Genomic DNA, 21,092 nt, shown 5'->3' with positions numbered 1-21,092 from the left:
GTGCACGTCGACGAGCTGCGTGAACTCAGCCTCTTCGCCGGGCTGAGTGACGCGCAGCTGGGCGAACTGCTCGACGGCGGCACCGAAGTGCGGATCGAGCCCGGGGTCAAGCTGTTCACCGAGGGCGAGCACGCGGACCACTGGTGGGTGCTGCTCGACGGCGCGATCGAGCTGTCCAGGCACGTCGGCCGGGAGGACACGGTGGTCGGCCGGCTGGACGTGCCCGGCCGCTGGGCCGGCGGGTTCCGGGCCTGGGACGAGCGAGGCGTCTATCTCGCATCAGGGCGCGGTGTGCAGGAGGGCCGGGTACTGCGGGTGCCGGCACCAGTACTGCGTACGCTCACCGACGCCTGGTTCCCCCTGGGCAGCCACCTGATCAACGGCGTCTACGGAACCGCACGGTCCATCGAGGCGACCGCGCGGCAACGCCAGTCGCTGGTGACGCTCGGAACCCTCGCCGCCGGCCTCGCCCACGAGATCAACAATCCCGCGGCCGCCGCGACGCGGGCCGCGGACGCGCTCGACGCCGTCTGCCACACGCTGATCTCCTCCCTGGACCGGCTGGCCCAAGGCGAGATCTCGGCCCCGCAGCTGACCGAGCTCGACAAGCTCCGCCGCGAGATCCAGCCGGCCGCGATCGGCCTCGATCCGCTGGACATCGCGGACCAGGAGAACGCGCTGGCCACGTGGCTCGGGCGCCGCGGGGTCGAGCGGGACTGGGTGATCGCCCAGCCGCTGGCCGCGGCGGGCGTCGACGTCGCCTGGTGCGAGCGGGCGGCCGCCGTCCTGGACGAGGACAATCTCGAGCCGGGCCTGGAGTGGGTGGCGAGCACGTTCGCCGCGACCACGTTGCTGTCGGAGGTGAAGATGTCGACCCGGCGCATCTCCGAGCTGGTCGGGGCCGTCCGGTCGTACTCGCAGCTGGATCGCGCGTCGCTGCAGCCCACCGACGTGACGCAAGGCCTCGAGAACACGCTGGTGATGCTCGGTCACAAGCTGCGCGACGGGATCGAGGTGATCCGCGAGTACGGCGAACTGCCGCGGATCGAGGCCTACACCGGTGAGCTCAACCAGGTCTGGACCAACCTGATCGACAACGCCGTCGACGCGATGAACGGCTCCGGCACCCTGCGCGTCCGCACCCGGGCCGAGGGCAACGAGGTCGTCGTCGAGATCACCGACAGCGGCGAGGGGATGCCGCCCGAGGTTGCCGCCCGGGCCTTCGAGGCGTTCTACACCACCAAGGACGTCGGCAAGGGCACCGGCCTCGGCCTGGACATCGCCCAGCGCATCGTCGTCGAACGCCATAACGGCGCGATCACGATCAGCTCGGTCCCCGGCGAGACGACCCTGCGGGTCCGGATCCCGGTCCGCCAGAAATCCTGATCCCGCACTTCTTCGGCGACCGGCCGGCATCCGGCGATGTGGCACTGTCGATTTCGGGTCCGGCGGATTCGTCGTCGAAGTAGGTGGGTCCAGCCCGGGCCCGACGAGTGGACGGAATCGAGATGACGAAGTACATGGTGCTGATCTTCGGCGACGAGGCGCAGTGGGCGGCGATGAGCTCCGCGGAGCGGGCGGAACTCGACCAGGCGCACCGGGAGTTCGCCACGAAGGCCGGTCCCGCGATCCTGGCGGGGGGAGAGCTGGAACCCTCGCAGACCTCGACCAGCCTGCGCAGCGGCGGCGTCGGTCAGGTGGCGATCACGGACGGTCCGTTCCTGGAGGCGAAGGAGGTGCTCGGTGGGTTCTACCTGCTCGAGGCCGAGGATCTCGACCGGGTGATCGCGCTCGCCTCCGGCCTGTACGAGGTCCATGCCGGTCACAGCGGCGTGGAGATCCGGCCGCTGGTCGACCGCGGATGACCGACGTGGCGGCCGGCGCCGTGGCCCAGGCGGTCGCCTCGGCCCATCGGCGGGAGTGGGCCAAGGTGCTGGCCGCCACGGCCAAACTGACGCGTGATCTGGATCTGGCGGAGGAGTTCACCCAAGACGCGTACACGCAGGCTCTCCGGTCGTGGCGGGAGTCCGGGATCCCCGACCGCCCGGGCGCGTGGCTGACGACGGTGGCCCGCAATCGCGCGCTGGACTTCCTCCGCCGCGAGGACCTGGCCCGCCGATCGCTGCCCCTCCTGGTGCCGGACGCATCAGCGCCCGGGCCGGAAGACATCCTGGAGGACGACCGCCTCCGGCTGGTGTTCACCTGTTGCCACCCGGCCCTGTCGCGTGAGGCCCAGGTCGCGCTGACATTGCGCCTGGTCTGCGGCCTGTCGACCGGCGAAGTCGCTCGCGCCTTCCTGGTCCAGGAGCCGACGATGGCCGCGCGGATCACCCGGGCGAAGAAGAAGATCGCGACGGCCCGGATCCCGTACCGGGTACCGGCGCACGACCAACTCGCAGGCCGGCTGGACGCCGTCCTGGAGGTCACCCACCTGATCTTCACCACCGGACACACGGCTCCGTCCGGTGAAGAGCTGGTTCGCCAGGATCTCGTGGACAGCGCGATCCGCCTGGCCCGGATGCTTCGGTTGCTGATGCCGGGCGAGGCCGAGGTCAGTGCGCTGCTTGCGCTCTTGCTGCTCATCGAGGCCCGCTCGGCGACCCGCGTCGACGACGGTGGACGGCTGCTGCTGCTGTCCGAGCAGGACCGGAGCCGCTGGGACCGCAAGCTGATCGCCGAAGGCGTCGCCGCGCTCACCGACGCACTCGGCCGCGCGGCGCCGTCGCGCTACGCGGTCGAGGCCGCGCTGGCCGCCGTGCACGCGGAGGCGCCCTCCTGGCAGGACACCGACTGGTCCGCCATCATCGCGCTGTACGACGTCATGCGCGCCTCCTGGCCGTCGCCCGTCGTCGACCTCAACCGGGCGGTGGCCATCGGGATGCGCGACGGAGCCGAGGCCGGCCTCCAGGCGCTGGAGTCGCTCACCGCGGAGCCCGCTCTGGCGGTCTACCACTACCTCAGCGCGATCCGCGCCGACTTCCTGCGCCAACTCGGCCGGCTGCCGGAGGCCGCGGCGGCGTACGAGGAAGCACTTGTCCTGGCGGGCAACGCGGCTGAACGCGGCTTCCTCGGCGCCCGCCTCGACGCCGTCCGCGACGCAATGCGTTGACGACAGGCTCTCGCCCTCGGCGGCCTGCTCGTCGTAATCTCGACGCAGGGAGTGAGGGCGATGGAGTGGCTGCGGACGTCACTGTGTCAGCTGGCGGGCCGGTTCCGCCGGCGGACCGTCACGGTCGCTGATCCGTTCGAGACGCTACGGCTGCAGACCAGGCTCGGCCGGCTGGCGGTCGAGATCCAGCGGATCGAGACCGCGCCGCGGATCTACGCGCGCGCTCACCGGTTGATGGCCGCCGAGGCCGCGTACGACGACCTGCTCGACGAAGCGTGCCGACTGGCCGGCGTACCGGAGACGGCGCACCTGGCCCGCGGCGAGGACAAGCGCTGGCTCGAGGAGCAGGAGCTGGCCTCCCGCGGCTGGTCCTGGTGATGCCGCGCCGCGAACCCTGAGCGGCAGCGAGGCGCCGGGATCGTACGGTTGGTGCGTGAAGACCTTGGGACAGCGGCTCGACGCCCTCCAGCGACGGCGCCGAAGACTCGGGTTCCCGCTCGCCGTGGTGTACAAGTTCTTCGACGACCAGGGCAGTTATCTCGCGGTGATCGTCACCTACTACGCGTTCGTGGCGATCTTTCCGATGCTGCTGATCTCCTCGTCGGTGCTCGGCTTCGTCCTGCAGGGCAACGAGGATCTGCAGCGGGCGGTGCTGGAGTCGGCGCTCAAGGAGTTCCCGATCGTGGGGACTCAGCTGGCGACGCCGCAGGGCCTGCAGGGCAGTACGGCGGCGGTGATCGTCGGTACGCTCACCGCGGTGTACGGCGTGATCGGGCTCGGGCAGGCGGTGCAGAACGCGGTCAACGTGACCTGGGGTGTGCCGCGGAACAGGCGGCCCAATCCGTTTCGTGGGCGGCTGCGGTCGGGGGCGCTGCTGTCGCTGGCGGGTCTCACCGTGCTCAGCTTCGCCACGCTCACCGTTCTGGCCGGCAGCATGGGAAAACTGTCCGGTCAGGTCGCCGACAACATGGGGTGGCTCGTCTCGATCGGCTCGGTGCTGGTGCTGACCGCCATGCTGACGCTCTGCCTGCGGCCCGGGACGAGGCCCCGGCCGCCCTTGCGGCAGATCGTCCCGGGGGCGTTCCTCACCGCGCTCGGCTGGCATCTGCTCGAGCGGCTGGGTGGCATCTACGTCAACGACGTCCTGGCCAAGGCGAGCGAGGTGAACGGCGTGTTCGCGCTGACCCTGGGGCTGATCGGGCTCATCTACGGCGCCTCGACGATCGCGGTGATCGGCGCCGAGCTGAACTCGGTGATCGTGCACCGGCTCTACCCGCGCTCGTTGCTCGCGCTGTTCACCGACTCGGCCACCGACCTGACCCCGGCCGACCATCGTGCCTACGCGATGTACGCCCAGGCCCAGCGCCACAAGGCCGCTGAGACGATCGAGGTCACCTTCGAATCCCACGACCGCTGAGGCGCGGTTTTCGCGCCTGGAGCCGACCCGGTTAGGGTCTTCAGGTGTCCACTTCCGATGTCGCCGCACCAGACCAGAACCTGTCCGATGTCGAGGAACGCGCTTGGCGTGACGTGTCCGACGTCGGGATCGCCACCGCGCGGACCGAGTGGGCGGGCGCCGCGCGGGAGATGTTGCTCCGCGCGGCCGGCAAGTACCAGGCGCTGGTGCAGCACAAGGACATCGCGACCGGCGTCCAGGAGCTGACCGGCATCCGCACCAAGCAGCCGACCCGGCAGTGGATCGGCGGCGTGCTCGCCGAGGTCTCGGCCGAGAGCCTTCGGCGGGGCGAGCCGATGCTGTCCGCGTTGTGCGTCAACGCCGACGAGAGCGTCTTCGACGGGTACGCCGCGATCGTGGGCGCGGCGACGGGCACCACTCCCCCGGACCCGGACGTCCATGCCTCGCACGAGCGCCTCGCCGTCTACCGCCACTTCCAGGCGGCCGGTCTGCCGGCCGACGGCGGCAGCCCGATGATGCCGTCGAAGCTGAGCGCGGCCCGCGGCCGGGCCCGCAAGGCCGCGATCGCCGAGCGGCCGATCAACAAGTGCCCGCGCTGCAACCTGCAGACGCCGGCCAGCGGGATCTGCGACACCTGCGACTGAGCTGGGCCGTGCACGAGGTCTAGCCGAGGTGACGTTCTGGGCATAGCCTCTGCTCAGGCGGACGCCGTGGGGGCGCCTGCCGGTACGCCGGAACCCGGGGGGGTTCGGTCACAGGACTGAAGGGTGAGCAGCGTCGTTGCGGCAGGGTAAGCAGCGTCGGTGCGGCGTTGCCTGACGTCCCATGCCTGGCCTTCGTTGGGTGACGGCGTCAGCTGCCTTCACGGGAGGCCCACATGAGGTCCACTGCCCGGACCCACGTCCGATCCACTCGACGCGTCACCATCGCCGGCCTGTCCGCCGGCCTGCTGGTCGCCGCGACTCTGCCCGCGGTGACCGCGTCGGCCGCCGACCCGCCACCGACGAGCCCCAGCGGGCGGCCCTGGACCGCGACCCCGCTCACGGTCGCGGACACTGTCCAAGGCGCCAAGTCGCCCAGTGGTCAGCTCGCCAAGAGCGACCCGGAGCTGCTCAAGAGCACATCGGCCAAGCAGGTCCGCGTGGTCGTCAAGCTCGACTACGACTCGCTGGCGTCGTACCGCGGCGGGATCAAGGGACTGCCCGGCACCAGCCCGGCGGTCACCGGCAAGCGCCTCGATCCCAGGAGCGCGAACGCGACCAAGTACCTCCAGCACGTGGCGGCGGTGGAGAACAAGTTCCTAACCGCACTGCGCGACGAGGTCCCGAGTGCGCGAGCCGGTCAGAAGCTCCGCACCGTGTACGGCGGCCTGGCGCTGAGCGTGCAGGCGAACCAGGCGCGTGAACTGCTGAAGCTGCCCGGCGTGGCCGCGGTCCAGCAGGACAACCCGCAGAAGCTGCTCACCGACTCCAGTGGCGCTTTCATCGGCGCCCCGGCGATCTACAACCAGCTCGGCGGCTCGGCGTCCTCCGGCAAGGGGGTCGTCGTCGGCATCCTGGACAGCGGCGCCTGGCCCGAGCACCCGTCGTTCGCCGACCCCGGCACGCTGCCGGCACCGCCGCCGACCGTCGACGGCACGCCGCGGGTGTGCGACTTCGGCGACAACCCGCTGACGCCGGCCACCGACGTCTACCCCTGCAACAACAAGCTGATCGGCGGGCGGCCGTTCCTCGACACCTACAACGCGGTGATCGGCGGCGACGTCTATCCCGACTCCGCGCGTGACTCCAACGGTCACGGCACGCACACCGCGACGACGTCGGCCGGTGGACCGGTCGCGAACGCGAACACGCTCGGCATCGACCGCGGCCCGATCCTCGGCATCGCGCCGGCCTCGGCCGTCTCGGTCTACAAGGTCTGCGGCGCCGAGGGCTGCTTCCCGAGCGACTCGGCCGCGGCCGTCGCGCGCGCCATTCTCGACGGCGTGAAGGTGATCAACTTCTCGATCTCCGGCGGCAGCGACCCGTACAGCGACCCGGTCGAGCTCGCCTTCCTGGACGCCTACGCGGCCGGCGTGTTCGTCGCCGCCTCGGCCGGCAACTCCGGTCCGGGCGCGAACACCACCGATCACCGCAGCCCGTGGGTCACCACGGTGGCGGCCTCCACGCAGAGCCGGACGTTCCGCTCGACGGTCACGCTGTCCGGCGACGGCACGACCGCCACGATCTCCGGCGCGTCGGTCACCCCGGGCCTCAGCACCCCGGCGCCGGTCGTGCTCGCCTCGGCGCCGCCGTACAACGACGTCACCTGCAACACCCCGGCGCCTCCGGGCATCTTCACCGGCAAGATCGTCGCCTGCCAGTTCACGCCCGGCCGGGTGATGAAGGGCTTCAACGTCAAGCAGGGCGGCGCGGTCGGCATGCTGATGTACAACACCACCTTCCCGTCCGACGTGTTCACCGACAACCACTGGCTGCCGACGGCACAGCTCGAGAAGCCCGACGCCGACGCGTTGCTGGCGTTCCTGGCGGCACATCCGGCCACCACCGCGACGATGACGCCGGGCACCAAGACCACCTGGCAGGGCGACGTGATGACGTCGTTCTCGTCGCGCGGTCCCGGTGGCGACTTCCTCAAGCCGGACGTCACCGCACCCGGTCTGCACATCCTGGCGGGCCAGACCCCGACGCCGGAGGCCCCCTCCGGGGGACCGCCCGGGAACCTGTACCAGGCGATCGCCGGTACGTCGATGTCGTCCCCGCACGTGGCCGGCGCGGCCGCGCTGGTTATCGCCCTGCACCCGTCGTGGACGCCGGGCCAGGTCAAGTCCGCGCTGGGCACCACCGCCAAGACCACGGTCAAGAAGCCGGACCGGGTCACCCAGGCCGACCCGTTCGACTACGGCAGCGGCCGGATCGACCTCACCAAGGCCGGCGATCCCGGTCTCACGCTGGACGAGACGGCGGCCAACTACGCGGCAGCGGCCACCGACTCGCTGAACCGGATCGACCTCAACCTGCCGTCGGTGAACGCTCCGACGATGCCGGGCCTGATCACCGCCGAGCGCACGGTCAAGAACGTCACCAACCAGACGCTCACCTTCAGCGCCGCCGGTACGACGGTCAGCGGCGCGAACGTCACCGTGCTGCCGCCGGTCTTCCAGGTGAAGCCCGGCAAGACGCAGAAGCTGACGATCGCGATCACCGCGCCCGCACTGCCCGACGGTCAGTACTTCGGTCAGGTCAACCTGAAGCAGATCGGCGGCAGCCGGGCCCTGCACCTGCCGGTCGCGTTCTTCCGCCAGGAAGGCGTCGTACCGATCGACCAGACCTGTACGCCGTCGACCATCGCGCGCAACACCGGCGCGTCGACCTGCACCGTGACCGTGCAGAACAACAGCCTGCAGGACACGCAGGTCACGGCGGCCAGCACGCTCAGCTCGCAGTTGCGGCTGAACAGCGTCACCGGCGCGACCAAGGTCGGCACCCAGATCGCGACCAAGACCGCCACGCTGGCCGGGCGTGAACCCGACCGGCCGGTGATCGCACCGGGTGAGACGTTCGGCTACATTCCGCTCGACACGTTCGGCGTCACACCCACCCCGATCGGGGACGAAGAGGCGCTGAACTTCGACCTCCCGGCCTTCCAGTACGCCGGGCAGACGTACAACCGGATCGGCGTGACGTCGAACGGCTACTCGGTCGTCGGCGGCACGTCGTCGAGCGAGGACGTCCAGTTCGCGCCGCAGAACCTGCCGGATCCGGCCCGGCCGAACAACGTGCTCGCGTCGTACTGGACCGACCTGGACGGCACCGGCGCCCCGGGCATCTACGCGACCAGCCTGACCGACGGGGTGTCGGACTGGATCGTCCTGGAGTGGCGGGTGAACGTGTTCGGCACCACCAGCCTCAAGGTGTTCCAGCAGTGGATCGGCGTCAACGGCACCGAGGACATCAGCTTCACCTACAACGGTGCGCTCGGCAGTCCGCCGGCCGGCTACGGCCTGACCGTCGGTGCGGAGAACTTCGAGGGCACGGCCGGCAGCCAGATCACCGGCCCGCCGACAACGAACTACCGCATCCAGTCGACGCCGGGCGCGCCCGGTGGTTCGATGACGTACTCGATGAACATCAAGGGAGTGCAGAAGGGCACCGGCACGGTCACCACCGGGACCTCCACGCCACTCGTCAAGGGCCTCACGATCGAGGTCGACCGGATCATCGTCAACTAGCGCACGGCTATGGCCGGGCCGGATCCCACGGGGTCCGGCCCGGTCGTCGTTCGGGCCGCCGGGGGCACCCAACGGCAGTTACTGTCGGGGCATGAGCGAACTCGTGGTCGATGCCCCGATCGTGGCCGTTGTCGTCTATCCCGACCGGGCCCGGGTCACCCGCCGGGGCCGGATCACTGCGCCGGCCGGTGACCAGACCGTGTACGTCGAGTCGCTTCCGCTGGCCTTGCAGGAGGACTCCGTGCGGGTCTCCGGCCGCGGGCCCGCCACCGTGCTCGGGGTGGACGTGGCTGTCCGGCATCTTCCGCAGGCGCCGGACGAGACCGTGGCCGAGCTGGAACGTCAACGCCGCGCGGCCCAGGCCGAGGTCGGCGAGCTGTCGGACGCCGACGAAGTCCAGGTGCAGCTCGACCAGTTCCTCGCACAGTTGGGCCGGCGGGCCGGAGGCACCTTCGCCCGGACTCTTGCCGGCGGGGATGCGAGCGTCGAGCTGGGCGAGTTCACCGAATCGCTGGCGGGCCGGCTGTCCGCCGTACGGGCCAAGCGGCGGGAGCTGGCCGAGCAGCGGCGGGAGGCCGAGGAACGCCTCGCGGCGGCCGATCGCCGGTTGGCCGCGGTGGTGGAGCAGCGCGCTCCCGACCGCCGCTCGGCTGCGGTCGGGCTGGCGCTGGAGTCCGAGGCGGAGGTGGAGATCGAGCTTTCGTACGTCGTACCGCGGGCCGGCTGGACCAGTTCGTACGACGTGCGCCTGACCGGGGATCGGCTGACGCTGAGCTGGTACGGGCTGATCACTCAGCACACGGGTGAGGACTGGCCGGAGTGCGACCTCACGCTGTCGACCGCGCGGCCGATGGTGACGGCGAAGGTGCCCGAGCTCGATCCCTGGTACCTGGACCGGTATCACCCGCCGGTACCGGTCGCGGGGGCGCCGGCTCCCCCGACTGGTCGTCGTAAGTCCGGCCCGGCCGCGTTCGGCGCCGCCGAGGCCGTGATGGCACCGGCGCCAGTCTTCGCCGACCTCTCCGCGACCGTCGAGCAAGGCGTCACCGCCGCCACCTACACCCCGCCACGACCGGTCGCCGTCCCCGCGGACGGCGCCTCCCACCGCGCGACGATCGCCTCCGTCGACCTCGACACCGAACTCGACTACATCACCGCGCCGGTCCGGTCGACCGACGTCCACCTGCGGGCCACGGTCGTGAACTCCTCGGAACACACGTTGCCCGCCGGAAAGGCCGCCGTCTTCCACGAGGCGGACTTCGTCGGCTCGGCCGCACTGCCGCTCTGGGCCCCCGGCGAAGACGTCGAGCTCGCCCTCGGTCTGGACGACCGGATCCGCGTCGAGCGGAAGCTGGTCCGCCGGACCGCGACCAAGGCGACGCTCGGCTCGACGCGCCGGCGTGAGGTCGAGTACGAGACCAAGATCGAGAACCACACGCCGCGCACGGCCCGGATCACCGTGCTCGACCAGTTGCCGGTGGCCCGCGACCACGAGATCGCCGTCAAGCCGATCACCGCCGTACCGGAGCCGGCCGAAACCACCGACCTCGGCGTCGTCACCTGGAAGCTCGACCTGGCCGCCGACGCCGAGGCCGCGATCAGGCTCGGCTTCCGGGTCGACACCGGCAAGTCCGTGGAGCTGAACGGTTGGCGCGAATAGAACGGGTCAGCCGGTGAGCGAGCGCCAGTAGATGAAGGCGCTCTCGGTGCCGTGCACGTCAGGGATGGTGCCGATGCGCTGGAAGCCGAGGCTTTCGTACAGGTGGCGGGACGGGTTGGACTCCATCACCAGGTTGAACATCATCGCGGTGTAGCCGGCGGTGGCGGCTTCGTGCAAGGAGTGTTCGACGAGCTTCCGGCCGATGCCCTGGCGGCGTACCGAGCGGGCGACGAGGTAGCCGCCCTGGGCGATGTGGGCCGCGAAGGCGGGGAAGTTGGCGCGGAGGAAGTAGCCGCCGGCAACAAATCCGTCGAGATGGGCGGCATAGACGGCTCGGTCGCGGATCCAGCCTTCCTCGAAGGTCTGTCGCAGGGATTTCGACTGCTGGGGCTCGACGGCGCCGTCGGCGGCCAGCTCGGCGTAGACGGCGTACAGAGCTTCGACGTCGTCGGGGCTCGCGGGCCGGATCGTCAGGTGGGCGAGGTCCTTGGGTGGGTTCACTTCGGTACCGTACGCAGCCCGCGTGGCGAGGTTGTGCCATGGGGGCGGGTCCTGGATGCGCCCGGCGGGACAATGGTGGGGTGGCGGCAACTATTGCCTTGGGCATCGATGGGGGTTCCGGTGAGTGACCGCGAGGTGGTGGAGGCGGCTGAGGACGTCTTCCTGGTGCGGGGGTCGGCGGTCAACTGGGTGTTGTTGCGGGACGGGAACGACCTGACGCTCGTCGACGGGGGTTATCCGGGCGACCTGGACGACGTCGAAGCGTCGATCCGGGCGATCGGGCAGCGGCCGGAGGACGTGCGGGCGATCCTCGTGACGCACGCGCATGTCGACCACTTGGGCGCGGTGAACCCGTTCCACAGCCGGTACGGCACACCGGCGTACGTCGATCCGGCGGAAGTCGGGCACGCGCATCGGGACTACCTGGAGCAGCTGACCCCGCCGGAGCTGCTCGCCAATCTGTGGCGGCCGCGGGTCCTGCCGTGGGCTGTCCACATCCTGCGCAACGGCGCGACGCAGGACGTGACGGCGCCGCACGTGCAGCCCTTCCCGTCGACGGGTGCGCTCGATCTCCCCGGTGCACCGGTGCCAGTGCCGACGCACGGGCACACGTCTGGTCACACGGCGTACCACCTGCCGTCGGTCGGCGCGGTGATCACCGGGGACAGCCTCGTCACCGGGCACCCGATCGCCGCGACGACCGGACCACAGTTGCTGCCGGCAATGTTCCACCACACCGACCGGTCCACGCTGCTGGCGACCCTGAGCACGCTGGAGGACCTCGACGCCGACCTCGTGCTGCCGGGCCACGGCCCCTTGCACCGTGGGCCGATCCGCGCCGCGGTGGCCGCCGCGCGACACGGCTGACGTGATTAGGCCTGATCACCAAGGGTACCGGCTCCAGCACAAGGCGTAACAATGTTGCGCACGGCAAGAGTCGGGCACGGAAGGACGGATCAGCTGATGAAACCCATCACGCGAATGGTTGCGGTCGCCGGAATGGTGGTCGCGGCAACGGTCGGCGGCGGTACGGCGGCGCACGCGCAGTCCACGGTCAGCACGGATGTGCAGGCCGAAGGCGAGGTTGCCTGCGGCTACGACTACGGGATGTGCGTGCGCCAGTGGTACGACTACGGCTACGTGAAGAACTACATCGTGAGCAAGATCTACTACCGCGGCGGCGGCTACCACTTCTACTGGTGGAACTGACCCACCTACCGCGAGACCGGTGTCCGCGAGCGGAGCTGCTTGCGGGACGTGATGCCGAGCTTGGTGAAGACCTTGCGCAGGTGCCACTCGACGGTGTGCTGACTGAGGAACATCCGCGCGCCGATCTCGGCGTTGGTCAGACCGGCACCGGCGAGCTCGGCGACGTGCGCCTCCTGCGCGGTGAGCGTGTCGCTGAGCCGGTCGGTCCGGGTTCCGACGGCCACGCCGGTCGCCGTCAGCTCGCGGCCGGCGCGGTCCGCGAAGGCGTCGGCGCCGGCCGCGCTGAACACGTCGTACGCGATCTGCAGCTCGTCGCGCGCGTCCTGCCGCCGGCCTTCGCGCCGCAGCCATTCGCCGTACACGAGCCGGGCGCGGGCGAGTTCCATCCGCATCCGGGTGCCGCTGAGCAGCTCGATCGCGTCCCGGTACGCCGATTCGGCCTCCGCCTGGCCGGTCGTCAGCAGCGCCCTCGACCGGGCGAGCACCCCGAGTCCCCAGTTCCTGCCGCAGGCCTCAGCCATCACGGCGAGCCGCTCGAAGCCGTCGGCCGCCAGATCTGGCCGACCGCTGCGCACCGCCGCCTCGACCAGCTCGGGCAGCGCCCAGTTCGCGACGCCGAGCTCGATCGGGTACGCCGCCGCCTCGGTGGCCGCCGCCAGTGCGTCCTGGTACTTCGCGAGAGCGTTGAACAGTACGGCGTGCGCGAAGTGCGCGGTGGTCACCCCGCCTCCTTCGCCGCGGCTCTGGGCCTCGTCCCGGGCCCTGGTGATCAACGCGCGCGCCTCGTCCGGTCGACCGCGCCACGCGGACAGGCAGACCGCGCCGTACGGCGTGAGGCCGACTCCGGTCGTGTCGCAGATCGTCTTGATCTCGGCGACCAGCGCGGCGGCTTCGGACAGTTGCCCGGCGAAGAGGTTCAGCATGACCCGATGGCTCAGGACGTGCGGGAGGTCGTTGAGGTCGCCGGTCTCGCGGGCGATCCGGACGTGGCGGGTGGTGAGCACCTCCCAGTTCTCGTCGTCCCAGAGGTCGACCGCCAGCAGCGACGCCAGCCACAGCCAGCGCAGGTCGTCCTGGTCGGGTTGCCCCCGCGCACCGGAGAACGCCAGGACGGCTTCCCTGGCCGGCGCAACCGCCGCCGGGTAGCCGTCGGTGAACAACGCCGAGACGCCGTCCAGCGCCAGGTCGCGCTTGCGGCTCCCGTCCGGCCGAGGCAGGGCACGGACCGCCCGGGAGATTTCGGCCAGCCCGGCCTTTCCGGCCAGCCGTCCGGCGAACTGTGCGGCTGAGAGCGCGTCGAGATAGGTGTCGCGGGCCAGATCGCCGTCCAGCGGTTCGAGCCGGCGGGCGGCCTCGAGCAGCAGCGGCGGGGCCTCGAGACTGTGCCCGGACAGGAACGCGAGCTGCGCGCGCAGGAGCTCGACCCGCGCCTGGTGCAGGGCGTCCACCGGTCCGTCGCCGGCGTTGACCAGCAGCCAGGCCGCGGTCGCGAAGTCGCCCGCCCGCAGGGCGGCCTGCGCGGCCGAGAGAGCGCGCACCGCGCGCTGGTCGGGCTCCGGCGTCAGCTCGGCCGCCCGTCGCAGGAACGCTGCCGTGGCCGCGATCCCGCCTCGGCCCTGCGCTCGGTCGGCTGACGCGAGCAACTCGACCGCGATCTCCTCGTCCGGGGCACTTGCTCCCTGCGCACGGTGCCAGGCCCGCCGATCCGGATCCCGGTCCGGGTTCGTCGCCTCCGCCAAGGCCTGGTGGGCTCGCCGCCGGTCGTCGATTCCCGCCACGCGCGTCACCGCCGAGCGGACCAGCGGATGCCGGAACCGGACCCGCGCACCGAGTTCGATCAGCCCGGCTTCTTCAGCGGGCGCGGCGGCGCTCACCGGGACGTTCTGGATCGCGAGCGCTCGGACCAGCAGCGGCACGTCACCGACTGGTTCGACGGCCGCGGTCAGCAGCAACCGCTGGGTGTCCGGTGGAAGTGCCTGGAGTCTGCGGATGAAGTTCTGCTCGATCTGACCGGCCAGCGGCTGGGTGTCCGGCCGCTCGAACCCGCCGGCCAACTGGCCCGCGGTCAGCCCACGCGGCAACTCCAGCAGAGCCAAGGGATTCCCATTGGTCTCCGCCACGATGCGATCCCGGACGCGTTCGTCCAGCCGTCCGGGAATCACGTCGTCGAGCAGCGTCGCGGCGTCCTGGTCGGCCAGACCGCCGACCACGAGCTCGGCAGCGGTCCGCCAGTCCGGCCCGGTCACCGGCTCGCGGTGACCGAACACCAGACCGATCCGGTCCGCCAGCAGCCGGCGGCCGACGAAGGTCAGGATCTGAACCGAAGCCTGGTCCAGCCATTGCGCGTCGTCGACGACACACAGCAGCGGCCGGCTCTCGGAGGCCGCGGACAGCAGCCCCAGTACGGCGGCGCCGACCAGGAAGTTGTTCGGCGGTCCGCCGAACTCCAGCCCGAACGCGATCGCCAGCGCCTCGCGTTGCGGCTGCGGCAAGTGGTCGCCGAGGCCGAGCATCGGACCGCACAACTGGTGCAGACCGGCGTACGGGAGCTCCATCTCGGACTCGATCCCGGCCGCCCGGGCGATCCGGCAGCCGTCGGCCCGGGCGACGAGGTACTCCAGCAGTGCGGTCTTTCCGATACCTGCTTCGCCACGGACGACCAGCACCTGCCCTCGGCCGGATCGCACTCCCGCGAGCAGGTCGTCGAGGCGGGCACACTCCCTGCGCCGCCCACGAAGTCCGGACCGACCAGCCGCCATCGCTCGCACCACCCCCGACCGAGGCTAGCGCCGAACCGCCGGTTCGCGATAGCGCCAGTTCGGTCGCGGTGACGCCCGGTGAACGGCTCAGGACGTGGTCTCCCGCCAATTGCATGCCTTACGCAACGAGTTCAGTTCTGCGAGCGGGTCCAGCGCGGACAGACCTGCTCCCACTCACGTTCCCACTCCAGCGCTCGCCGGCGATCCAGTGCGAGCCTCGCCAGCCGGTACACGCCCCACAACAGTGGCCAGGCAACCATCAGCAGGGCGAACCCGGCCGCGACGCCGAGCGCAACACTGTCGGCGGACTCCCGCGGCGCGCGGGCGATCGATCCGTTCCGGTCCAGCCAGACGGTCAGCGCGGCGCCGGCCCTGGTGCCGATCAGCACGTCCGACCGACCCTCGCGCGGCAGCCCCGCCGCGTCGTACCAGACGACCCGGACCTGCGAGGTGACCTGGCCAGGCGTCGAGGGAACGATGTCGGCGGTGTTCTCCACGGTTCTCGCCTCGACCTGGCGCAACTGAGCTTTCCGCTCGGCCGCCGTACGGTCGGCCTGCTCGCGGACCGTCGTCCCGAGCCCGGCCGCCACCGGGATCGCCAGCAGAGCACCGATCAGTACGCCGATGATCGCGCCGGACTCGACCCGGTCCACCCTTCTGCGCAAGGGATTGCGGCCCAGGCCGAGCAGGCGCAGCTTCATCAGGACGGCCCGCTCGGCCCGGTGCTGCTGTGTAGTCATAACGGCCTCCTCGGTCGACAGGTTGGACAGCGTGGACCACCGTTCTGTGACGGATCGCGACGACGGGACAGAAAGTCAACTGGCGTTGACTTTGTTGCTATGCTGCGGGAATGAAGAAGTCCGAGCGCACCCGGACGGCGATCCTCGCGGCCGCGCGGGAGCAGTTCGCGCTGCACCCGTACGACCAGGTGAGCGTTCGCGCCGTCGCGACGCAGGCGCAGATCGATCCGGCGATGGTGGTGCGGTACTTCACCAACAAGCAGACGTTGTTCGCGACCGCGGTCGACCTCGACCTGCACCTGCCCGACCTGCGGAACGTCGAGCCCGGCCGGCGCGGCGAGGTGCTCGTGCGGCACTTCCTCGATCTGTGGGAGGGCGAGGAGAAGCAGACCGTACTGCCGATCCTGCTGCGGTCCGCCGCGACCCACGAGACCGCGGCCGCCCGGCTGCGCGAGGTGTACGTGCGCCAGTTGCGCGCGATGGTGGCGACCGTCGCGCCCGAGGCGGAGGCCGCGCGACGGGCCGGCCTGATCTGCAGCCAACTGCTGGGCGTCGCCCTGACGCGGTACCTGCTGCGCCTGCCCGACATGACCGACCGCACGCCCGACGGCCTGGTCGCGGATCTGGCGCCCGTCGTACAGGCCTACCTCAGCGGCCCTCTGGACGCCGCCACCGGCTGAGCGGCCGGTCACAGCCGCAGTCCCGCTTCCCGCGCGACGCTCGATTCGATCGCATCCCGGAGCGCGGCCAGGATGTAGCCGGGCACGTCCATGCCTTGCTGCTGAGCCCAGAGCAGTTCACGCTCGACCAGGCTGACCTGCCGGGCGACCTCCAGCAGCTCACGATCCAGACCGAGCGCCCGGGCGACGTCGCCGAAGTCCGCCCGTTGGTTGCGATTGTTCACGCCGACGAGCCCGAACGACCGGCGGCGCAGGATCCGCGCCAGCTGGAGCTGCCAGTCCCGGAGCCTTTCGTCGGCCACCAGCGCCTGCGCCGACAGCCGGTAGAAGGCGAAGTGGCCCGGCTCCTGCCGTTTGATCGGGGCGATGACAGTCTCCGCCACGGCTCGCTCGCCCATCACGCGCAGCCCGTCGACCAAGCGCGAGTACGCGACCACCGCCGAGCGCTCGGTGGCGGCGCCGGTCAGGTAGTAGAGCAGCCGGATCACGCCGAGCATGCCGGGCAGGTGCGACAGCACCCCGACCAGCTTGATCCGGGCGCTGACCTTGTTCAGCTCGGCAGGCTCCGGCGCCAGCCCGAAGCCCTGCTGTACGGCGTCCAGCAGAACGCCGTGCTGCAACTCCTGCGGCGACCAGACCTCCTGGTAGAAGAACCGGTCCACCTCGGTGGCGTCAGGCATCAGCGCGCGCAACTCGAGGACGTTGCGTTCGACCTCGAACTCGACCCGGGTCAGGTAGTTGAAGACCGGGCCGTACCGGCGGCGGACCGCGCCGGGGTCGTTGATGGTCAGGTCCGCGGCAGCCAGTGACAGCGGCGGATGGTCCTCGGCGAACCGCTCGACGAACCGGCGAAGCCCTTCCTGGGTAGCCCGCGGCGGCACGAGGTCCCGTTCCGCGCGGGCGGAGGTCTGCGTCATGACCACCTCTGCAATTTGTCAATGGCTGTTGACTTCGACGGTAGGATCCGCCCGGAAGGAAAGTCAACTCGCGTTGACTTTTAGTGATCGGACTCTCAATGGACAGCTCCCGACCGGGCGCTGTGACAGCCCGGCGCCGCTGTCACAGACGACCACCGGCCGCGGTCCTAGCTGGTGAAGCCTCGCCAGGTGGCGCGTCTCCCCAGCCAGCGGAGGGATGGACAGTGAGCACGATCGCGTTTCTCAACATCGCCATGCACGGACGGGTGAACCCGACGCTGCCCGTCGTGGCCGAGCTCGTACGGCGGGGTCACACCGTCAGCTACCACACGTCTCCCGCGTTCCGGGCGGAGATCGAGGCCGCCGGCGCCGCGGTCCGGCTCTATCCCGGCGGCGACCAGCCGCTGCCCGATCCGCCGACACCGCTGGCGCTGCTGGTGGGACTCGCGCAGACCGCCGTACAGGTGTTGCCCGCGGTGCTGCCGGATCTGTGCGGGATCCGGCCCGACCTCGTGGTGCACGACGCCGCTTGCCCGTGGGGCGCGATCGCGGCCCGTGAGCTCGCGGTGCCGGCGGCTTCGTCGTACACCACGTTCGCGTTCAACAGCCAGGTGTCCAGTCCGACCGCCGCGTCCCGGGAGTTGCTCGTCGCGGCAGCCGCCCGGCCCGGCATCGCCCGGAACTACCTGCGGGCGCGTCGCCGACTCAGCCGCCAGTACGACGCGAGCGGCGTCCCGGCAGTTGACCTGGGCAACATCCGCCAGCCGCTCAATCTGGTCTACACCTCCACCGCGTTCCAGCCCGGCGCCGGGGAGCTCGACGCGTCGTACCACTTCGTCGGCCCGAGCATCGGGGCCCGGCCCAGCGATCGTGCCTTCCCGATCGACCAGCTCCGGGACCCGGTGCTGTATGCCTCACTGGGCACAGTCTTCAACGCCGACCCCCGAATCCTGCGCACGTTCGCGACCGCGCTCGCACCGCTCGCCGGCACTGTCGTGGTCGCCACCGGCCAGACCGATCCCGCCGCACTGGGAGCCTTGCCGGACAACGTGCTCGTACGCCGTTTCGTCCCGCAGCCGGACGTACTCGCCAGAGCCGACCTGTTCGTCACCCACGGCGGGATGAACAGCGTCAACGAATCCCTGTACGCCGGAGTCCCGATGCTCGTCATCCCGCAGGGCGCGGATCAGCCCCTGGTGGCCCGCCGGGTCGCCGAGCTCGGCGCTGGCCTGTCCATGCCCCCGCAGAGCGTCACCGAGGACGCCGTCACCACCTTCGCCCGGCGCCTGCTCGGCGATCCCCGGTTCCGGACGGCCGCCGCCAAACTGCGCACCGCCCAGCACCGCGCCGGTGGGTATCACCGCGCCGCCGACGAGCTCGAGCGGTACCTGCGCGAGGTCAACCCGATCATCGCTCCCCTGGCGGGCCGGCATCGCAAGGCCGAGCGATGACCCCGTTGGTCGCCGTTCTGCTGTTGCTGGCCGGGCTGTCGGAAGCCGCCGGCCGGGTCCTTCCGTTGGTGGTCCGCGGACCTGCCTTGTCACGTCCCTCCGTGATCGGGCTGCTCCTGGCCGGCGCGGTCGTCGAGGCCGTCGTCTTCGCACTCTGGCCCCTCACGGCATGGACCCTCGCCGAGCTGGCGCTGACTCCGCCGCCGCCGGGCACCGGACTGGAGTGGACTCCGAGCCTGGTCCTCCCGCTGCTGTTCGCCGCCGTCCTGGCCTTCCCGCTGCTCGGGCCGCTGCTCCACCTGCTGCTCTTCGTCGGGGTCGGCGCGGGTCTCGCCGACGCCTTGGCGACGGTGACCAGCTGGACGGCCGCGGTCACCTGCGTGGCCGTCGCGGGAGTCGGCCTCGGTCTCACCGTCGAGGTCGTACGCCGCCTGGTCGTCAGGTTCACCGTGCCCGTGAGCTTGGAGCCGGTCGCATGAACGACTTCCTGTTCTGGGTCGTCCTGCTCGGACCGGCCCTGCTCGCCGAAGGCCTGCTCGCCCGGTACGAGGTGCTGGTCTACAGCGTCGGCTGGCGCAGTCCGAACGCCGTACTGCCGGAGGGAGTGCCGTACGCCCGAGGCGCCGCTCCGGATCGGCCCCCGGATGCCTACCTGGTCTATCTGGACGGCATCGGCAAGCGGCGTGCCCGCGACACCCGTGACGGCGGTCAACTGGTGCTGGCCCTGATCGACCGAGCTCCGGAGCTTCGCATCCTGGGTCAGGTCCAGCCGTACTCACCGCTGGCCGCGCCATTGGCCGATCGGCCGGTGTGGGCGTGGCTGCGCAGCCACGCGGGCCTGCTGCTGTTCCTGCACAACGTGATGCAGACCTTCGTCGCGGCGGACCACCGGTATCGGCCGCTGTACAACCGGGCCGTCGGTTCGCAGATCGCCACACAACTGCGGCTGGCCGGCTATCAGCCCGACAGCGGGATGCCTGTCGTACTGCTCAGCTACAGCGGGGGTGCCCAGGTCGCGTCGGGCGCGGTCGACGAGTTGCACCAGCAACTGCACGCGCCGCTCTCACTGATCTCGATCGGCGGCTTCCACAACGGCGCCAACGACGTCTCCCAGGCCGAACACCTGCATCAGCTCACCAGCGCCAACGACTGGATCGAGCGGGTGGGCGCGGTGATCTTTCCACAGCGCTGGCGGTTGTTCCGCTGGAGCGGCTGGAACCGGGCCGTGCGCGCGGGGCGGGTCGTCACGCACCGGCTGGACCCGGCCACCCATGTCGGGGCCGGCCAGCTACATCAGTCCCACCGCCCTGCTGCCTGACGGACGCAGCCATCTCGACCGCACCACCGGCACCGTGATCGCGATCGTCCGGCAGCACTACGCAACGCCCGCGACCGGCAACAATCAGTTGCCCGCAGCAACGGATTCCGGAGCGGCTGTCACAGCGCCGGGAACCGCCCGGTCTGTCTCGGTGAGTCGTGCGACTCCGCCGCCCACCGCACAGAACAGGACATCCGCACCATGAGGCTCTTCCCTCGCACCACCCGGCGGGCGCACCCGTCGTTCGCCGTCACGATCCTGGCCGCGCTCGCGCTGTTCGCGGCCGGTCTCAGCCCGGCCCAGAGCGCCGCGTCCGCAAGCCGGACGGCGAAGCCGACCGTCGTACTCGTGCACGGCGCCTGGGCCGACGCGTCGAGCTGGAGTTCGGTGATCAGCAAGCTCCAGGACGACGGGTACCAGGTCGCCGCACTCGCGAACCCGCTGCGGTCGCTGTCCGGCGACGCGGCGTCGATCCGGGCGTACCTGGACACGATCCCCGGACCCATCGTGCTGGTGGCCCACTCGTACGGCGGTGCCGTGGTCAGCAACGCGGCCACGGGTCACCCCGGCGTGAAGGCACTCGTCTACGTGAACGCGTTCCTGCCGGACACCGGTGAGAGCGCGACCCAGCTGGCCGGACCGGACTCCGCGCTCTCGGTCGACCCGACCACGATCTTCGACTTCGTTCCCGCCACCCTGCCGCCGACGCCGGACACCGAGCTGTACCTGAAGCGGTCCACGGTCTTCGCGTCGTTCGCGACCGGGCTGAGCACCGACGACAAGGCACTGGTGGCGGCCACACAGCGGCCGGCCACCCTCGGAGCGCTCAACGAGCCGTCGGCGACTCCAGCCTGGCGGACGATCCCGTCCTGGGCCCTGCTCGGCACGAAGGACCTGATCATCCCGATCGACGCCCAGCGGACGATGGCGAACCGGGCCGGCGCCACCACCGCGACGTACGACGCCGGGCACGTCGGCCTGATGACCCACCCGACGACCGTCACGCGGTTCATCGAGGGGGCGGCGAGGGCGGCCGTGCGCTGAACCACTTGCTTGCTTGAAGCATCCATCCCGCGCCGGGCCATCCCGTGGCCCGGCGC

At 70.8% G+C, this 21,092-nt stretch carries 19 protein-coding genes; 15 read left to right on the top strand and 4 right to left on the bottom strand.

Annotation, left to right across the window (positions count from 1 at the left end):
• The 8 genes from ACQPXM_RS10325 to ACQPXM_RS10290 all read left to right on the top strand — a co-directional run bounded on the left by ACQPXM_RS10325 (position 1) and on the right by ACQPXM_RS10290 (position 10,417).
• The gene (locus tag ACQPXM_RS10325) at positions 1-1,386 is read left to right on the top strand and encodes a sensor histidine kinase (RefSeq protein WP_432947211.1); all 1,386 of its coding nucleotides are present in this window, start codon (positions 1-3) and stop codon (positions 1,384-1,386) included.
• A gap of 122 nt (positions 1,387-1,508) precedes the next feature.
• A complete protein-coding gene (locus ACQPXM_RS10320; protein ID WP_432947210.1) occupies positions 1,509-1,865 on the top strand; it encodes a YciI family protein in 357 nt (118 codons plus the stop codon).
• Positions 1,862-3,109 carry an RNA polymerase sigma factor gene (locus ACQPXM_RS10315; protein ID WP_432947208.1) on the top strand — a complete coding sequence of 416 codons (1,248 nt, stop codon included), beginning with the start codon at positions 1,862-1,864 and terminating at the stop codon, positions 3,107-3,109. Before ACQPXM_RS10320 ends, ACQPXM_RS10315 begins: the two co-directional genes overlap by 4 nt.
• Before the next feature lie 60 nt (positions 3,110-3,169).
• Complete coding sequence (locus ACQPXM_RS10310) at positions 3,170-3,487, top strand: hypothetical protein (protein WP_432947206.1); 318 nt, start codon at positions 3,170-3,172, stop codon at positions 3,485-3,487.
• A 55-nt stretch (positions 3,488-3,542) separates the two neighbouring features.
• Positions 3,543-4,526, top strand: coding sequence for a YihY/virulence factor BrkB family protein (locus ACQPXM_RS10305; RefSeq protein WP_432947204.1), 984 nt, complete (start codon positions 3,543-3,545; stop codon positions 4,524-4,526).
• Positions 4,527-4,570: 44 nt separating this feature from the next.
• Positions 4,571-5,170, top strand: a complete 600-nt coding sequence (locus ACQPXM_RS10300; RefSeq protein WP_432947202.1) for a hypothetical protein — start codon at positions 4,571-4,573, stop codon at positions 5,168-5,170.
• Between the two features lie 233 nt (positions 5,171-5,403).
• Entirely contained in the window at positions 5,404-8,757 is a 3,354-nt protein-coding gene (locus ACQPXM_RS10295; protein WP_432947200.1) for a S8 family serine peptidase, read from the top strand.
• A 91-nt stretch (positions 8,758-8,848) separates the two neighbouring features.
• Positions 8,849-10,417, top strand: a complete 1,569-nt coding sequence (locus tag ACQPXM_RS10290) for a DUF4139 domain-containing protein (protein WP_432947198.1) — start codon at positions 8,849-8,851, stop codon at positions 10,415-10,417.
• Positions 10,418-10,423: 6 nt separating this feature from the next.
• Here ACQPXM_RS10290 and ACQPXM_RS10285 read toward each other — a convergent pair whose 3' ends face one another.
• On the bottom strand, positions 10,424-10,918 hold the full coding sequence (locus ACQPXM_RS10285; protein ID WP_432947196.1) for an N-acetyltransferase family protein: 495 nt from the start codon (positions 10,916-10,918) through the stop codon (positions 10,424-10,426).
• Between the two features lie 120 nt (positions 10,919-11,038).
• Between ACQPXM_RS10285 and ACQPXM_RS10280 the strand changes: the two genes are divergently transcribed.
• Both ACQPXM_RS10280 and ACQPXM_RS10275 read left to right on the top strand, forming a co-directional pair.
• Positions 11,039-11,785 carry an MBL fold metallo-hydrolase gene (locus tag ACQPXM_RS10280; RefSeq protein ID WP_432947195.1) on the top strand — a complete coding sequence of 249 codons (747 nt, stop codon included), beginning with the start codon at positions 11,039-11,041 and terminating at the stop codon, positions 11,783-11,785.
• A gap of 96 nt (positions 11,786-11,881) precedes the next feature.
• Positions 11,882-12,127: a hypothetical protein gene (locus ACQPXM_RS10275; protein ID WP_432947193.1), complete on the top strand. Its 246-nt coding sequence runs from the start codon at positions 11,882-11,884 to the stop codon at positions 12,125-12,127.
• 5 nt (positions 12,128-12,132) lie between these two features.
• Here ACQPXM_RS10275 and ACQPXM_RS10270 read toward each other — a convergent pair whose 3' ends face one another.
• Together ACQPXM_RS10270 and ACQPXM_RS10265 are read right to left on the bottom strand one after the other, a co-directional pair.
• Complete coding sequence (locus ACQPXM_RS10270; RefSeq protein ID WP_432947191.1) at positions 12,133-14,886, bottom strand: ATP-binding protein; 2,754 nt, start codon at positions 14,884-14,886, stop codon at positions 12,133-12,135.
• 131 nt (positions 14,887-15,017) lie between these two features.
• A complete protein-coding gene (locus ACQPXM_RS10265) occupies positions 15,018-15,626 on the bottom strand; it encodes an Rv1733c family protein (RefSeq protein WP_432947189.1) in 609 nt (202 codons plus the stop codon).
• Positions 15,627-15,736: 110 nt separating this feature from the next.
• Here ACQPXM_RS10265 and ACQPXM_RS10260 point away from each other — a divergent pair, with 110 nt between their 5' ends.
• The gene (locus ACQPXM_RS10260; protein WP_432947187.1) at positions 15,737-16,306 is read left to right on the top strand and encodes a TetR family transcriptional regulator; all 570 of its coding nucleotides are present in this window, start codon (positions 15,737-15,739) and stop codon (positions 16,304-16,306) included.
• Between the two features lie 8 nt (positions 16,307-16,314).
• On the opposite strand, the gene ACQPXM_RS10255 is transcribed toward ACQPXM_RS10260, so the two are convergent.
• Entirely contained in the window at positions 16,315-17,223 is a 909-nt protein-coding gene (locus tag ACQPXM_RS10255; RefSeq protein WP_432947185.1) for a GTP-binding protein LepA, read from the bottom strand.
• 224 nt (positions 17,224-17,447) lie between these two features.
• Here ACQPXM_RS10255 and ACQPXM_RS10250 point away from each other — a divergent pair, with 224 nt between their 5' ends.
• From ACQPXM_RS10250 to ACQPXM_RS10235, 4 genes are all read left to right on the top strand, one after another.
• Positions 17,448-18,674, top strand: a complete 1,227-nt coding sequence (locus ACQPXM_RS10250; RefSeq protein WP_432947183.1) for a macrolide family glycosyltransferase — start codon at positions 17,448-17,450, stop codon at positions 18,672-18,674.
• The gene (locus tag ACQPXM_RS10245; RefSeq protein WP_432947182.1) at positions 18,671-19,153 is read left to right on the top strand and encodes a hypothetical protein; all 483 of its coding nucleotides are present in this window, start codon (positions 18,671-18,673) and stop codon (positions 19,151-19,153) included. Before ACQPXM_RS10250 ends, ACQPXM_RS10245 begins: the two co-directional genes overlap by 4 nt.
• Positions 19,150-19,992 carry a hypothetical protein gene (locus ACQPXM_RS10240; protein ID WP_432947180.1) on the top strand — a complete coding sequence of 281 codons (843 nt, stop codon included), beginning with the start codon at positions 19,150-19,152 and terminating at the stop codon, positions 19,990-19,992. Before ACQPXM_RS10245 ends, ACQPXM_RS10240 begins: the two co-directional genes overlap by 4 nt.
• Positions 19,993-20,193: 201 nt before the next feature.
• Complete coding sequence (locus tag ACQPXM_RS10235) at positions 20,194-21,036, top strand: alpha/beta fold hydrolase (RefSeq protein ID WP_432947178.1); 843 nt, start codon at positions 20,194-20,196, stop codon at positions 21,034-21,036.
• Positions 21,037-21,092: the final 56 nt, after the last annotated feature.

Source organism: Kribbella sp. CA-253562, assembly GCF_050942265.1.
Classification (GTDB): Bacteria; Actinomycetota; Actinomycetes; order Propionibacteriales; family Kribbellaceae; genus Kribbella.
Note: the sequence above shows the minus strand (reverse complement) of the source record. Positions and strands in the feature narration are given on the sequence as shown.

Bases quoted from the DNA above. Each gene is read 5' to 3' on its own strand.
- ACQPXM_RS10320 (WP_432947210.1), top strand. From the start codon at position 1,509: ATGACGAAGTACATGGTGCTGATCTTCGGCGACGAGGCGCAGTGGGCG.
- ACQPXM_RS10315 (WP_432947208.1), top strand. From the start codon at position 1,862: ATGACCGACGTGGCGGCCGGCGCCGTGGCCCAGGCGGTCGCCTCGGCC.
- ACQPXM_RS10310 (WP_432947206.1), top strand. From the start codon at position 3,170: ATGGAGTGGCTGCGGACGTCACTGTGTCAGCTGGCGGGCCGGTTCCGC.
- ACQPXM_RS10295 (WP_432947200.1), top strand. From the start codon at position 5,404: ATGAGGTCCACTGCCCGGACCCACGTCCGATCCACTCGACGCGTCACC.
- ACQPXM_RS10290 (WP_432947198.1), top strand. From the start codon at position 8,849: ATGAGCGAACTCGTGGTCGATGCCCCGATCGTGGCCGTTGTCGTCTAT.
- ACQPXM_RS10275 (WP_432947193.1), top strand. From the start codon at position 11,882: ATGAAACCCATCACGCGAATGGTTGCGGTCGCCGGAATGGTGGTCGCG.
- ACQPXM_RS10270 (WP_432947191.1), bottom strand. From the start codon at position 14,886: ATGGCGGCTGGTCGGTCCGGACTTCGTGGGCGGCGCAGGGAGTGTGCC.
- ACQPXM_RS10265 (WP_432947189.1), bottom strand. From the start codon at position 15,626: ATGACTACACAGCAGCACCGGGCCGAGCGGGCCGTCCTGATGAAGCTG.
- ACQPXM_RS10260 (WP_432947187.1), top strand. From the start codon at position 15,737: ATGAAGAAGTCCGAGCGCACCCGGACGGCGATCCTCGCGGCCGCGCGG.
- ACQPXM_RS10255 (WP_432947185.1), bottom strand. From the start codon at position 17,223: ATGACGCAGACCTCCGCCCGCGCGGAACGGGACCTCGTGCCGCCGCGG.
- ACQPXM_RS10245 (WP_432947182.1), top strand. From the start codon at position 18,671: ATGACCCCGTTGGTCGCCGTTCTGCTGTTGCTGGCCGGGCTGTCGGAA.
- ACQPXM_RS10240 (WP_432947180.1), top strand. From the start codon at position 19,150: ATGAACGACTTCCTGTTCTGGGTCGTCCTGCTCGGACCGGCCCTGCTC.
- ACQPXM_RS10235 (WP_432947178.1), top strand. From the start codon at position 20,194: ATGAGGCTCTTCCCTCGCACCACCCGGCGGGCGCACCCGTCGTTCGCC.